Origin of the sequence: Micromonospora sp. NPDC005087, from assembly GCF_042872965.1 — a bacterium.
Classification (GTDB): domain Bacteria; phylum Actinomycetota; class Actinomycetes; order Mycobacteriales; family Micromonosporaceae; genus Micromonospora.
Genome location: NZ_JBIALB010000006.1, coordinates 341,829 through 355,487, shown reverse-complemented (window position 1 = coordinate 355,487; position 13,659 = coordinate 341,829). Strand labels below are relative to the sequence as shown.

Genomic DNA, 13,659 nt, shown 5'->3' with positions numbered 1-13,659 from the left:
AGGCGCGAATCGGGGTGACGCTCCTTACACGCCCTACCGGCGGGTCAGGGCGAGGGTGGTGGCGGTGGCGAGGCCCCACAGGATCGCCAGCGCGAGGATCAGCCGCTCCAGCACGCCCACCACGGTGCCCCGACCGATGACGAGCAGGCCCAGCCCCACCGTGGCGCACAGCGGGAGGCTCAGCGCGGCGGCCGTGCCGGACAGTCGGCGTACCGCCCGGTCGACCGGGCCGGCCACGGCGAGCGCGATCATGGCGAACACCACCGACGCGGTCGCCGCGATGCTCGCGCCGCCGTGCGCCAGGTCCGCCACCGTGGCGCGCTCGAACGGCGGCAGCGGGCAGCCGGCCGAGCAGGTGACCGCCCCGGACAGCGCGGTGCACACGGCACCGGCGGCGAGCAGCGCCGGCGCCGCCCGCACCCCGGGGGGCAGGGCCGCGGCGAGCAGCAGCAGCGAGCCGGCCAGTGCGAGGATCCCGATCCGGTACGTCGCCGCGTGGCCGCCGCCGGCGATGCCCGCCTCGCTGACGTACCCGGTGAACCCCGGCCCGGGACCGGCGACCACCGCGACCGTCACCGCGACCGCACCGATCAGCCCGCAGCCGGCGGCGGCCCACCCGGCGACGCGGCGCGCGACGTCCGCCCGGGCCGCCGGCGCGGTCGAGGTGCCGCGCCGACCCGGCTCAGCCACGCCCGTGCGGCGTGGTCCAGCCGGACTCGTCGGGCCCGAGCGGCACGATGCCGCTCGGATTGATCTGCCGGTGGGTGCCGTAGTAGTGCCGCTTGATGTGGTCGAAGTCCACCGTCTCGCCGAAGCCCGGGGTCTGGAACAGGTCCCGGGCGTACGCCCAGAGCACCGGCATCTCGGTCAGCTTGTGCCGGTTGCACTTGAAGTGCCCGTGGTACGCGGCGTCGAAGCGGACCAGCGTGGTGAACAGCCGTACGTCGGCCTCGGTGATCGCGTCGCCCATCAGGTAGCGCTGCCCGGCCAGCCGCTCGGAGAGCGCGTCCAGCCGGGCGAAGAGTGCCCGGAACGCCTCGTCGTACGCCTCCTGCGAGGTGGCGAAGCCGCACCGGTAGACGCCGTTGTTGACGTCGGTGTGGATCTCGGCCATCAGCGCGTCCATCTCGGGGCGCAGCTCGACCGGGTACAGATCCGGCGCGCCGGGGGCGTGCAGCCGCCGCCACTCGGTGGAGAGGTCGAGGGTGAGCTGCGGGTAGTCGTTGGTGACCACCCGACCGGTCAGCGTGTCGACCAGCGCCGGCACGGTCACCCGGCCGGTGTAGTCGGGGTCGGTGGCCAGGTACGCCCCGGAGAGGAAGCCGACGCCGAGGACCGGGTCGAAGCCGTCCGGGTCGAGGGCGAACGCCCAGCCCCGCTCGTCCCGGATCGGGTCGACGGTGCCCAGCGAGATCGCGTCGTCCAGCCCGAGCAGGCCGCGCACGATCCGGGCCCGGTGCGCCCACGGGCAGGCGCGGCACCAGATCAGCCGGTAGCGGCCGGCCTCCAGCGGCCAGCGGTCCTGCTCGTCCGGGCCGCCGCCGGGCGGGGAGGTCGAGTCCGGGGTGACCCGGCCGGTGAACCGGTTGGGCTGGCGGACGAACGCGCCGCCGCCGCTGGTCTCTGCGCTGAACTGGGCCCGAGCCATGCCGTCAACCTATCGGCTGGGGGGCGCGGATATCCTGGCGGCTGGCAGCCCGCACGACCCCGGTGGGCGCCCCCACCCCCGCCGTCTCCACCCCGAAGGACTCGCGATGACCGTGGCATACCTGGTGGCCGGTGTCCGCACCCCGATCGGCCGGTACGCCGGCGCGCTGGCCGGTGTGCGTCCCGACGACCTGGCCGCGCACGTGATCCGTGAGCTGGTCGCCCGGCACCCTTCGGTGGACTGGGCCCGGGTGGACGACGTCGTGCTCGGCTGCGCCAACCAGGCCGGCGAGGACAACCGCAACGTGGCCCGGATGGCGGCGCTGCTGGCCGGCCTGCCCGAAGAGGTGCCGGGCAGTACGGTCAACCGGCTCTGCGGCTCCGGGCTGGACGCCCTCGCCACCGCCGCCCGTTCCATCGTGGCCGGGGACGCGGAGCTGGTGGTCGCCGGCGGGGTCGAGAGCATGAGCCGGGCGCCGTTCGTCATGCCGAAGGCGACGTCGGCGTACTCCCGCTCGGCCGAGGTGTACGACACCACCCTGGGCTGGCGGCTGGTCAACCCGCTGATGCGGGACGGCTGGGGCGTCGACTCGATGCCGGAGACGGCGGAGAACGTGGCCGCCGAGTACGGCGTCAGCCGGGCCGAACAGGACGCGTTCGCGTACCGCTCGCAGCAGCGCGCGGCCAAGGCGCAGGCCGACGGCCGGTTCGCCGAGGAGATCGTGCCGGTCTCGGTGCCGGCCGGCCGCCGGGAGACCCGGCTGGTCGAGGTCGACGAGCACCCCCGGGAGACCTCGCTGGAGAAGCTTGCCGCGCTGCCCACCCCGTTCCGGGAGGGCGGCACGGTGACCGCCGGCAACTCGTCCGGCGTCAACGACGGTGCGGTCGCGCTGCTGGTGGCCAGTGAGGCCGCGGTGGCCCGGTACGGACTCACCCCACTGGCCCGCATCGGCAGCGCGGCGGCGGCCGGCGTGCCACCCCGGATCATGGGGATCGGCCCGGTGCCGGCCACCCGCAAGCTGCTCGACCGTGCCGGCGTCGAGTTGAGCGCGGTGGACGTGGTGGAGCTGAACGAGGCGTTCGCCGCGCAGTCCGTGGCGGTGCTGCGCGAGCTGGGGCTGCCCGTGGACGCCGAGCACGTCAATCCGAATGGCGGCGCCATCGCGTTGGGGCACCCGTTGGGCGCGAGCGGCGCTCGGCTGGCGTTGACCGCCGCCCTGGAGCTGCGCCGTCGCGGCGGCCGCCGCGCCCTGGCCACCATGTGCATCGGCGTCGGGCAGGGCATCTCGCTGCTGCTCGAGTCGGCCGACTGAGCACGGAAAGAGCGCGAAGGGATCTCCCGGACGCGGGAGTCGGCGGCCTAGAGTGGTCCACACCACACGACCCGCGGGTCGACCGGTGGTCGCGCGTGCCAGCCGACGCCGGTGCCGTCCCGCGCCGCGGCGATGAACTGGGGAGCACGCTGATGCCGGACGGGATTCCGACCGAGATCGATCTGACCAGGCCGAGCGCGGCCCGGGTGTACGACTACTTCCTGGGCGGGGCGCACAACTTCGAGATCGACCGTCGGCTGGCCGAGCAGATCGCCAGCATGACGCCGAATCTCGCCGCCACCATGCGTTCGGGTCGGGAGTTCCTGCGCCGGGCCGTCCGGGCTCTGCTCGACGCCGGCATCGACCAGTTCCTCGACATCGGCTCCGGAATTCCCACCGTGGGCAACGTGCACGAGGTGGCCCAGGGGGCGAACCCCAAGGCCCGGGTGGTCTACGTCGACATCGACCCGGTGGCCGTCGCGCACAGCCGGGAACTGCTCGCCGGCAACGACCTGACCGGGGTGATCCACGCCGATCTGCGCGACCCGGAGCGGATCCTCGCCGAGACCCGCCAGCTGGGGCTGATCGACTTCAGCCGGCCGATGGGCATCCTGCTGGCCGGGGTCGTGCACTTCGTCCCGGACGCCGACCGGCCCGAGGCCATTCTGGCCACCCTGCGGGCGGCCGCCGCACCCGGCAGCTTCCTGGTCATCTCGCACTCCACCTTCGAGGATCAGCCGCAGGAGATGCTGGACGCCCAGCGGCTCTCCGCGCGGACGGACACCGAGATCACGCTGCGTTCCCGCGCTCAGGTCACCGGCTTCTTCGGCGACTGGACCGTCCTCGACCCGGGCGTCGTGCACATGCCGCTCTGGCGTCCCGACTCGCCCTCCGATGTGGACGAGCACCCGGAGCGGTTCGGCGCCTTCGGGGGCGTCGCCCGGTACGACCAGCCCGCCGGCTGATCCCGTGGCCGCCGTCCCGGACCCGACCGGGGTCGACGCCGGCCGGGGCGACGCCCAGGGCTACGCCGCCAACTGGGCCCGCGCGGTACGCCGTCTCGGTTTCGTGCCGCTCAGCGCGGCCGAGACCGAGCGGCTGCTGCTGGTGCACACCGTCCGGCTGGCTCAGGCGGTACGGGCCGAGCCGTTCTCGGCCCGCCCCGCCGAGGAGGTGGGGCGGGCGCTGGTGGAGGCGCACCTCACCGAGCCCCGGGCGCTCGAGTGGTCACTGCGCGCCCTCGGTCAGGACTTCCCCCGCCAGGTGCTGGGCGCGGACGACCAGCCGGCGGACCTGACCGAGCGGATCGCGGCGGTGCAGGGCGGCCTGGCCGCCGGGTTCGCCCGTGCGCTGCGCGACCGCACCTTCATCCAGCAGGAGCGGATCGCCCGGTCGGCCTGGCAGGCGCGGGACGAGGTCGAGCAGGCCCTGCGCGACAGCGAGGCACGCTTTCGGGCGGTCTTCACCGGCGCCGCGATCGGGATCGGCATCGCCAGGGTGGACGGCCAGATCATCGACGTCAACCAGGCGTTCGCCGACATGCTCGGCTACTCGATCAGCGAGCTGTGTGCGACCAACGTGTCCGCCCTGTTCCACGCCGACGACGCCGCCGGGATGTGGGAGCTGTACCAGGAGATGATCGAGGGCAAGCAGGACTCGGCCCGGTTGGAGAAGCGCTACCACCGCAAGGACGGCAGCGTGGTCTGGACCGATCTGGCCGTCTCGCTGATCCGGCACGACGACGGCCGGCCCCGGTTCACCGTCGCGATGATCGAGGACATCACCGAGCGGTACGAACTCCAGCGGCGGCTTCGCTTCCAGGCGCTGCACGACCCGCTGACCGGGCTACCCAACCGGACGCTGTTCTTCGAGACGCTGGGCCGGGTCCTCGACACCGCCGGAACCGGGCGGCGGGTCGGGGTGTGCTTCCTCGACCTGGACGGCTTCAAGGCGATCAACGACAGCCTGGGTCACGACCTCGGTGACCGGCTGTTGGTGATGATCGCCCGGCGGCTGGCCGCGTGCGTGGCGGACCACGGCCACCTGGTCGCCCGGATGGGTGGCGACGAGTTCGTCATCCTGGTCGACGGCGGGAACGACCTCGACGACGCGGTGGCCGTGGCGGAGGCCGCGTTGGCCGCCGTCGCAGCCCCGGTGCACGTCGGTGACCAGCAACTGGCCGTCTCGGCCAGCGTGGGCATCGTGGAGTGCCCCGCCGCCGAGACCACCGCCTCGGAGCTGATGAAGGCCGCGGACACCACGCTCTACTGGGCCAAGGCCGCCGGCCGGGGCCGGTGGGCGGTCTACGACCCGGAGCGCAGCGCCCGGGACATCGCCCGGTCGGCGCTGGTCGCCGGGCTGCCGGCGGCGCTGGACCGGGGCGAGTTCGTGCTGCACTACCAGCCGATCGTGTCGCTGCTGGAGGGCACCATGCTCGCGGTGGAGGCGCTGGTCCGGTGGGAGCACCCGGAGCTGGGCCTGATCGGGCCGGACCGGTTCATCGCCCTGGCCGAGGAGACCGGCCTGATCGTCCGGCTCGGCGAGTGGGTGCTGCGGCGGGCCTGCCGCGACGCCGAGCGGTGGTGGCGGGAGTTCCCCGACGCCCGGTTGGTGGTCAGCGTGAACCTGGCCGCCCGGCAGGCCGACGACCCGGCGATCGTGGAGACGGTGGCCGACGCGTTGGCCACCAGCGGGCTGCCGGCGGAGCTGCTGCAGCTGGAGCTGACCGAGAGCGCCGTGATGGGTAGCGCGGGCGAGCCGCTGCGCAGCCTGCACCGGCTCGCCGGGCTGGGCGTCCGGCTGGCGGTGGACGACTTCGGCACCGGGTATTCCAATTTGGCGTACCTGCGGCGGCTGCCGATCCACTGCCTGAAGCTGGCCGGCCCGTTCGTCGAGGGCATCCGCGCCGACGGAACGGACGCCGTGGCCGACCACCGCGACGAGCGGATCGTCGACGCGCTGGTCCGGCTGGCGCACGCGCTGGAGCTGTGGGTCACCGCCGAGGCGTTGGAGACCGGTGTGCAGGCCGAGCGGCTGCGGGCGCTGCGCTGCGACACCGGGCAGGGCCGGTACTTCGGGGCTCCGGCGCCAGCCGAGGCGATCACTCTCCGGCTGCGCGGCGGGGCGGTGGGGTGAGCGGGGGATCCGTCCGGACCGGCCGGTTCCGGGTGTGGCGACGGAGGGCGACGGCGTGAGCCTGAACGACTCGCAGACGGTGGTGACGGTGGTGGCCGCGCTGGCCATCCTGGCCGGGCTGGCGGGCGTGGTGGTGCCCGGCCTGCCGGCGCTGCCGCTGTGCTGGGGCGGGGTGCTGGTCTGGGCGATCTTCGGCGGCGCGGGCCCGGGTGGTTGGGCGGTGTTCGCCGCCGCGACGCTGGTTGCCGCCGGGGGCACCGTGATCAAGTACGCGTGGCCTGGTCGCAACCTGAAGCGCACCGGCGTGCCGACCTCCACGCTGCTCGCCGGCGCGGTGCTGGGCATCGTCGGCTTCTTCGTGGTGCCGGTGGTGGGGCTGGTGCTGGGCTTCGTCGCTGGGGTGTGGGCGGCGGAACGGCTGAGGCTGGGCAGCAACCAGTTGGCCTGGCCGTCCACGGTGCAGGCGCTCAAGGCCGCCGGCCTGTCCATGCTGGTGGAGTTCACCGCCGGTCTGCTGATCGCCGCCACCTGGCTGATCGGACTCCTCCTGACCTGACCGACGCCCGGGGGCGCGGGGCACTGTCGGGTACGGCGGAACGCCGCACGTGAGAGAGAGTGTGCCCCGCGCCGCCGCGGTCCGGGCGGTCCGAGTGCCCGGGGAGGGTGGGTCAGTGGGCCCGATCGGGCCTGGTCACGGGGTCAAGGATGGCGTCCGGGGTGGGGTCACGGCAACGCAATTAGCCCGACGGCGGTGAGATTCCCACGGTCATCGTATTGACCACCTTGATCAGCGGGACGACACTTTGCGCACTCGTACGCGGAATCACCTCAGGGAGGTGTGCAGTGGCCACGACGCCTGTGCCGACCGCCGAGCATCCGATGGACGACGACGCCCGACGGCTCGCCGAACTCGGCTACAAACAGGAGCTGCGCCGCAAGTGGAGCGGCTTCTCCAACTTCGCCATCTCGTTCTCCATCATCTCGATCCTGGCCGGCTGTTTCACCACCTTCGGCCAGGCCTGGAACAACGGCGGGCCGGTCGCCATCTCCTGGGGCTGGCCGCTGATCTCGCTGTTCATCCTGATCATCGGCTTCTGCATGGCGGAGCTGGTGTCGGCGTACCCGACCGCCGGCGGGATCTACTGGTGGGCCGCGACGATGGGCCGCCCGGTGCACGGCTGGTTCACCGGCTGGTTGAACCTGATCGGCCTGGTCGCGGTCACCGCCTCGGTCGACTACGGCTGCGCGACCTTCCTCAACCTGACCCTGTCGGCGCTCTTCGACGGCTGGGCCGGCACGCTGCGCCAGGCGTTCGTCCTCTTCGTGATCATCCTGGTGCTGCACGGGCTGATCAACATCTTCGGGCACCGGATCATCGACGTGCTGCAGAACGTCTCCGTCTGGTGGCACGTGGCAGGGGCGGCAGCCGTGGTGGCCATCCTGGTCCTCGTTCCGGACAACCACCAGAGCTTCCAGTTCGTGTTCACCGAGCGGTTCAACAACTCCGGCTTCGGTGACGGGGACACCGGCGGGCTGACCTTCTGGTTCTACGTGCTGCCGCTGGGCTTCCTGCTCACCCAGTACACGATCACCGGCTTCGACGCCTGCGCGCACGTGTCCGAGGAGACCCGGGGCGCCTCGCAGGCCGCCGCCCGCGGGCTCTGGCAGTCCATCTTCTACTCGGCGGTCGGCGGCTGGATCCTGCTGCTGGCGTTCCTCTTCGCGGCCACCGACGTCGAGGCGGTCAACGCAGCCGGCGGCTTCTCCGGCGCCATCTTCGAGTCCGCGCTCACCCCGGTCTTCTTCAAGATCGTCATCATCATCTCCACCATCGGGCAGTTCTTCTGCGGGATGAGCTGCGTGACCTCGATGAGCCGGATGGCGTACGCGTTCAGCCGCGACCGCGCCGTGCCGGGCTGGCGGCTCTGGTCCCGGGTGGACCGCAACGGCACCCCGGTCAACGCGATCATCGGTGCCACCCTGGCCGGCCTGGTGCTCACCCTGCCGGCGCTCTACGAGAGCTCCGCCGGCATCCCGATCGCCTTCTACGCCGTGGTCTCCGTCGCGGTGCTCGGGCTCTACCTGTCCTTCCTCATCCCGATCGCGCTGCGCCTGCGGATGGGCGACCGGTTCGTCCCCGGCCCGTGGACGCTCGGACGGAAGTACAAGCTGCTCGGCTGGATCGCGGTGATCGAGATCGCGGTCATCGCCGTCTACTTCGTGCTGCCGATCGTGCCCGCCGGGGTGCCCGGCAACGACGGGTTCACCTGGTCGGCGGTGAACTACGCGCCGCTGGCCGTGGGCGGGGTGCTGCTGGTGGTCGCCGTCTGGTGGTACGTCTCGGCCCGGAAATGGTTCGCGGGCCCGGTTCGTACCGTCGAGGAGCCTGCTCCGGCGGCCGACCCGGCGCCGGTCGACGGCCCGGCCTGACCCGCGCCCGGCGGGACGGGCGCCACTGCCGTCCCGCCGGGTTTGCCACCCTCGCCGCCGGGGGCATTGACGGTGATCCGGTTTGCCAGTAGACCTTGGTGATGGAGGCCCGTGAATGAGGAGAGCTCCGCTCACGCTGGAACAACTGCGGGTCGCTGTCGCCGAGGGTGAGATCGACACCGTCGTGCTGGCCCTGGTCGACATGCAGGGTCGCCTGCAGGGAAAACGGTTCCACGCGCCCTTCTTCCTCGATCAGGTCGTCGAGCACGGCAGCGAGGGGTGCAACTACCTGCTCGCCGTCGACGTGGACATGAACACCGTCGACGGGTACGCGATGTCGAGCTGGGAACGCGGCTACGGCGACTTCGCGATGGTGCCGGATCTCGGCACGTTGCGCCGGATGCCGTGGCAGCCGGGCTCCGCGCTGCTGCTGGCCGACCTGACCTGGCTGGATGGCTCCGGTGACGTGGTCGCCTCGCCCCGGCAGATCCTGCGCCGGCAGCTGGGCCGGCTGGCCGAGCACGGGCTGACCGCGTACGCCGGCACCGAGCTGGAGTTCGTGCTGTACCGCGACTCGTACGAGGACGCCTGGCGGCGCGGCTACCGTGACCTCACCCCGGCCAACCAGTACAACGTGGACTACTCGCTGCTCGGCACCGCCCGGGTGGAGCCGCTGCTGCGCCGGATCCGCAGCGAGATGGCCGGCGCCGGGCTGACCCCGGAGAGCGCCAAGGGTGAGTGCAACCTCGGCCAGCACGAGATCGCCTTCCGGTACAACGAGGCGGTCGCCTGCGCCGACCACCACGTGATCTACAAGAACGGGGCCAAGGAGATCGCCGCCCAGGAGGGCATGGCGATCACCTTCATGGCCAAGCCGAACGCACGGGAGGGCAACTCCTGCCACATCCACTTCTCGCTGCGCGACACCACCGGCGCCTCGGCGATGCTCGGCGACGGGCCCGCGCACCTGTCGGAGACCGGGCAGCGGGTGCTCGCCGGGCTGCTGGCCACGATGCGGGAGTTCAGCCTGCTCTTCGCCCCGAACATCAACTCCTACAAGCGCTACCAGCCGGGGTCGTTCGCCCCGACGGCGCTGCGCTGGGGGGTGGACAACCGCACCTGTGCGCTGCGGGTGGTCGGGCACGGGCAGGGCATGCGGGTGGAGAACCGGGTGCCGGGCGCCGACGTCAACCCGTACCTGGCGATCGCCGGGCTGGTCGCCGGCGCGCTGCACGGCATCGAACGGGAGCTGGAGCTGGGCCCGGAGTGCACCGGCAACGCGTACGACGACCCGGAGGCCGAGCGCGTGCCCGGCACCCTGCGCGACGCCCTGACCCTCTGGGAGCAGTCGACGGCCGCCCAGGACGCCTTCGGTCCCGAGGTGGTCGCTCACTACGCCAATCAGGCCCGGGTGGAGCTGGCAGCCTTCGACGCGGCGGTAACCGACTGGGAGCTGACCCGTGGCTTCGAACGCCTCTGACGACGCAGGAATGGGGGTGCCGGCGTGACGCAGGTGGTGGATCCGGCGTCCGGGGAGAGTTTCCGGGACGTACCCGGGGCTTCGGTTGGGGAGGTCGACGCCGCGATCTCTCGGGCGGACCGGGCGTTCGACGGGTGGCGGGGGGTGGCGCCGGGGGACCGGGCCCGGATGTTGCGGCGGTTCGCCGCTGTTGTCGACGCGCATCTGGACGAGCTGGCCACGCTGGAGGTTCGCAACTCCGGGCACACCATCGGCAACGCCCGCTGGGAGGCCGGCAACGTCCGCGACGTGCTGGACTACTACGCGGGCGCGCCGGAGCGGCTGACCGGGCGGCAGATCCCGGTGCCCGGCGGGCTGGACGTCACCTTCCACGAGCCGCTCGGCGTGGTCGGCGTGATCGTGCCGTGGAACTTCCCGATGCCGATCGCCGCCTGGGGGTTCGTCCCGGCCCTCGCCGCCGGCAACACCGTGGTGCTCAAGCCCGCCGAACTGACCCCGCTCACCGCGCTGCGCCTGGCCGAGCTGGCCCGCGAGGCCGGCCTGCCCGACGACGTGTTCACGGTTGTCCCCGGCGAGGGCGCCGTGGTGGGGGAGCGGTTCGTCAGCCACCCGGCGGTCCGCAAGATCTGCTTCACCGGCTCCACCGAGGTCGGCACGCGGATCATGGCCGGCTGTGCCACGCAGGTGAAGCGGCTGACCCTGGAGCTGGGCGGCAAGAGCGCCAACATCATCTTCGCCGACGCCGACCTGGAACGCGCCGCCGCGACCGCTCCTGGCGCGGTGTTCGACAACGCCGGCCAGGACTGCTGCGCCCGGTCCCGGATCCTGGTCCAGCGCCCGGTGTACGACCGCTTCCTGGAACTGCTCGAACCGGCGGTCCGCGCCGTGCGGGTCGAGGACCCGGCCCGGGACACCGCCGAGATGGGCCCGCTGATCTCCGCCGGCCAGCGCGACCGGGCCGCCGGCTACCTGGCCGGGTCCCGGGTGGCGTTCACCGGCTCCTGCCCCGACGGTCCCGGCTTCTGGCACGCCCCGACGGTGCTGCTGGCCGACTCGCCAGCCGACCGGCACTGGCGGGAGGAGATCTTCGGCCCGGTGGTCTCGGTGCTCCCGTTCGACGACGAGGCCGACGCGGTCCGGCTCGCCAACGACACCGAGTACGGCCTCTCCGGCTCGATCTGGACCCGGGACGTGGGCCGCGCGCTCCGGCTCGCCCGCGCCGTCGACGCGGGGAACCTCAGCGTCAACTCGCACTCCTCGGTGCGCTACTGGACCCCGTTCGGCGGGATGAAGCGCTCCGGCCTGGGCCGGGAGCTCGGTCCGGATGCGCTGCACGCCTTCACCGATGTCAAGAACGTGTTCATCGCGACAGAGGGGTGACGCCAGTGCAGGGTCGGTTGCAGGACCGGGTGGCCGTGATCACCGGTGCGGGCAGTGGGATCGGGTTGGCCACCGTCCGTCGGTTCGCCGCGGAGGGGGCCCGGGTGGTCTGCGTGGACATCGACGCGGCGGCCGGGAAGCGGGCCGCCGAGGAGTGTGGCGGCGAGTTCGTGGCCACCGACGTCGCCGACGAGTCAGCGGTGCGTGACCTCTTCGACGGGGTGGTCGACCGGCACGGGCGGGTCGACATCGCGTTCAACAACGCCGGCATCTCGCCGCCGGACGACGACTCCATCCTGACCACCGGCCTGGACGCCTGGGAACGGGTGCTGCGGGTCAACACCACGAGCGTCTACCTCTGCTGCAAGTACGCCATCGGGCACATGCGCCGCCAGGGCAGGGGCTCGATCATCAACACGGCCTCGTTCGTGGCGCTGATGGGCGCGGCGACGTCGCAGATCGCGTACACCGCGAGCAAGGGCGGGGTGCTGGCGATGACCCGGGAGCTGGGTGTGCAGTTCGCCCGCGAGGGCATCCGCGTCAACGCGCTGTGCCCCGGCCCGGTGGCCACCCCGCTGCTGCTGGAACTCTTCGCCGCCGACCCGGAGCGGGCCGCCCGCCGGCTGGTGCACGTGCCGATGGGCCGGTTCGGGCAACCGGAGGAGATCGCCGCCGCCGTGGCGTTCCTGGCCAGCGACGACGCCTCGTTCATGACCGCCGCGCAGTTCGTGGTGGACGGGGGCATCACCGGCGCGTATGTCACTCCACTATGACCAGGCCACTGATCGGGATCAGCGCGTACGTCGAGCCCGCCGACTGGGCCATATGGCGGGGCGTGCGCGCCGTGCTGGTGCCCGAGGCGTACGTGCGGGCGGTGACCGTCGCCGGCGGCCGGGCGGTGGTGCTGCCGCCGGACGACGGGGACGGCGACGTGCTGGCGGTCCTGGACGGATTGCTGCTGGCCGGTGGTGCCGATGTCGGCCCGGGGCGGTACGGCCAGCTGCCCGACCCCAGGACCGAGGACCGGCCGGACCGGGACGACGGCGAGCTGACCCTGCTGTCCGCGGCGCTCGCCGCGGAGCTGCCGGTGCTGGGCGTCTGCCGGGGGATGCAGCTGCTCGCCGTCGCGTACGGCGGCACCCTGCACCAGCACCTGCCGGACGTGGTCGGTCACCAGGCGCACCGCCCGGCGCCCGGCGTCTACGGTGAGCATCCGGTGCGGTTCGCGCCGGGCAGCCTGGCCGCGACGGTGTTGGCCGGGGTGGACCGGGTCAACTCGTACCACCACCAGGCGGTTGCCGACCCTGGGCGGCTCGCGGTCAGCGGCTGGGCGGCGGACGGTGTGATCGAGGCGGTCGAGGATCCGGGCCGGCCGTTCGTGCTCGGGGTGCAGTGGCATCCGGAGAACGAGCCGGATCCCCGTCCGATCACCGCGCTGGTCCGGGCCGCCCGCCAGCGACCGCCCGGCACCGCGCCCGACGACGCCGGGCGGTCGGTGCGACCCCGGGGTACGTGACGCACGTCGCACCCGCCGGCCGTGGTGGCCGGTGGGAGGATCAGCGCATGGGCAAGGTCTATCCGGAGATCGACGGTCGGCTGCGCGACTTCATCGCGGCCCAGCCGGTCTTCTTCGTGGCCACCGCGCCGTCGGGCGCCGACGGGCACGTCAACGTCTCGCCGAAGGGCATGCGGGGCACCTTCGTGATCCTCGGCCCACACCGGGTGTCCTACCTGGACTATCACGGCAGCGGCGCGGAGACCATCGCCCACCTGCGGGACAACGGCCGGATCACGCTGATGTTCTGCGCCTTCGACGGGCCACCGAAGATCGTCCGGTTGCACGGTCGGGGCAGCAGCGTCGCGGTGACCGAGGAGGCGTTCGCCGACCGGCTCGCCGAGTTCCCCGAGCCACCGGACGTGCACGCCGTGCGGGCCGTGATCACCGTCGAGGTGGACCGGGTCAGCGACTCCTGCGGGTACGCGGTGCCGCTCATGGACTACCGCGCCGAACGCGACCTGTTGCTCACCGCGCACTCGCGCCGTACCGCCGACGACCTGGTGGTCTACCGGGCCACCAGGAACGCGGCGAGCATCGACGGGCTGCCCGTCTTCTGAGCCGTCGAGGGCGCTCCACCAGGGGTTGCCCGGACGCCGCGTCCGCCCCGGTGTCGGATGGCCGACGGGCCCGGCGCACGTAACCAGCGTCCGAGGGGCGTCACGCGTTACGTTGCTGGTCCGCCGGGGTACAGGTCGGGACACGGCAGGCGGAGATCA

The 13,659-nt window shown here is 72.7% G+C and carries 12 protein-coding genes; 10 read left to right on the top strand and 2 right to left on the bottom strand.

The genetic code is table 11. The features are described from left to right. Positions 1-33: 33 nt before the first annotated feature. The gene (locus ACFYPS_RS17570; protein ID WP_354963265.1) at positions 34-690 is read right to left on the bottom strand and encodes a DUF998 domain-containing protein; all 657 of its coding nucleotides are present in this window, start codon (positions 688-690) and stop codon (positions 34-36) included. Continuing rightward, complete coding sequence (locus tag ACFYPS_RS17565; RefSeq protein WP_354963264.1) at positions 683-1,648, bottom strand: glutathione S-transferase C-terminal domain-containing protein; 966 nt, start codon at positions 1,646-1,648, stop codon at positions 683-685. The genes ACFYPS_RS17570 and ACFYPS_RS17565 overlap by 8 nt, the downstream gene beginning before the upstream one ends. A 106-nt stretch (positions 1,649-1,754) precedes the next feature. Between ACFYPS_RS17565 and pcaF the strand changes: the two genes are divergently transcribed. The 10 genes from pcaF to ACFYPS_RS17515 all read left to right on the top strand — a co-directional run bounded on the left by pcaF (position 1,755) and on the right by ACFYPS_RS17515 (position 13,500). Then, entirely contained in the window at positions 1,755-2,960 is a 1,206-nt protein-coding gene (gene pcaF / locus ACFYPS_RS17560) for a 3-oxoadipyl-CoA thiolase (RefSeq protein ID WP_387325478.1), read from the top strand. 152 nt (positions 2,961-3,112) lie between these two features. Continuing rightward, on the top strand, positions 3,113-3,925 hold the full coding sequence (locus tag ACFYPS_RS17555; protein ID WP_354963262.1) for an SAM-dependent methyltransferase: 813 nt from the start codon (positions 3,113-3,115) through the stop codon (positions 3,923-3,925). 4 nt (positions 3,926-3,929) lie between these two features. Further along, positions 3,930-6,095: a putative bifunctional diguanylate cyclase/phosphodiesterase gene (locus tag ACFYPS_RS17550; RefSeq protein ID WP_387325476.1), complete on the top strand. Its 2,166-nt coding sequence runs from the start codon at positions 3,930-3,932 to the stop codon at positions 6,093-6,095. 55 nt (positions 6,096-6,150) lie between these two features. Then, positions 6,151-6,651, top strand: a complete 501-nt coding sequence (locus ACFYPS_RS17545; RefSeq protein WP_354963260.1) for a DUF456 domain-containing protein — start codon at positions 6,151-6,153, stop codon at positions 6,649-6,651. A gap of 287 nt (positions 6,652-6,938) precedes the next feature. Continuing rightward, a complete protein-coding gene (locus ACFYPS_RS17540) occupies positions 6,939-8,525 on the top strand; it encodes an amino acid permease (RefSeq protein ID WP_387325472.1) in 1,587 nt (528 codons plus the stop codon). Positions 8,526-8,640: 115 nt separating this feature from the next. Further along, a complete protein-coding gene (locus ACFYPS_RS17535) occupies positions 8,641-10,005 on the top strand; it encodes a glutamine synthetase family protein (RefSeq protein WP_387325468.1) in 1,365 nt (454 codons plus the stop codon). A 24-nt stretch (positions 10,006-10,029) separates the two neighbouring features. Continuing rightward, positions 10,030-11,385, top strand: coding sequence for an aldehyde dehydrogenase family protein (locus tag ACFYPS_RS17530; RefSeq protein WP_354963257.1), 1,356 nt, complete (start codon positions 10,030-10,032; stop codon positions 11,383-11,385). A gap of 5 nt (positions 11,386-11,390) precedes the next feature. Further along, positions 11,391-12,158, top strand: a complete 768-nt coding sequence (locus tag ACFYPS_RS17525) for a 3-oxoacyl-ACP reductase (RefSeq protein ID WP_354963256.1) — start codon at positions 11,391-11,393, stop codon at positions 12,156-12,158. Then, a complete protein-coding gene (locus ACFYPS_RS17520; RefSeq protein WP_354963255.1) occupies positions 12,155-12,901 on the top strand; it encodes a gamma-glutamyl-gamma-aminobutyrate hydrolase family protein in 747 nt (248 codons plus the stop codon). Before ACFYPS_RS17525 ends, ACFYPS_RS17520 begins: the two co-directional genes overlap by 4 nt. A 47-nt stretch (positions 12,902-12,948) precedes the next feature. After that, positions 12,949-13,500 carry a pyridoxamine 5'-phosphate oxidase family protein gene (locus ACFYPS_RS17515; protein WP_354963254.1) on the top strand — a complete coding sequence of 184 codons (552 nt, stop codon included), beginning with the start codon at positions 12,949-12,951 and terminating at the stop codon, positions 13,498-13,500. Positions 13,501-13,659: the final 159 nt, after the last annotated feature.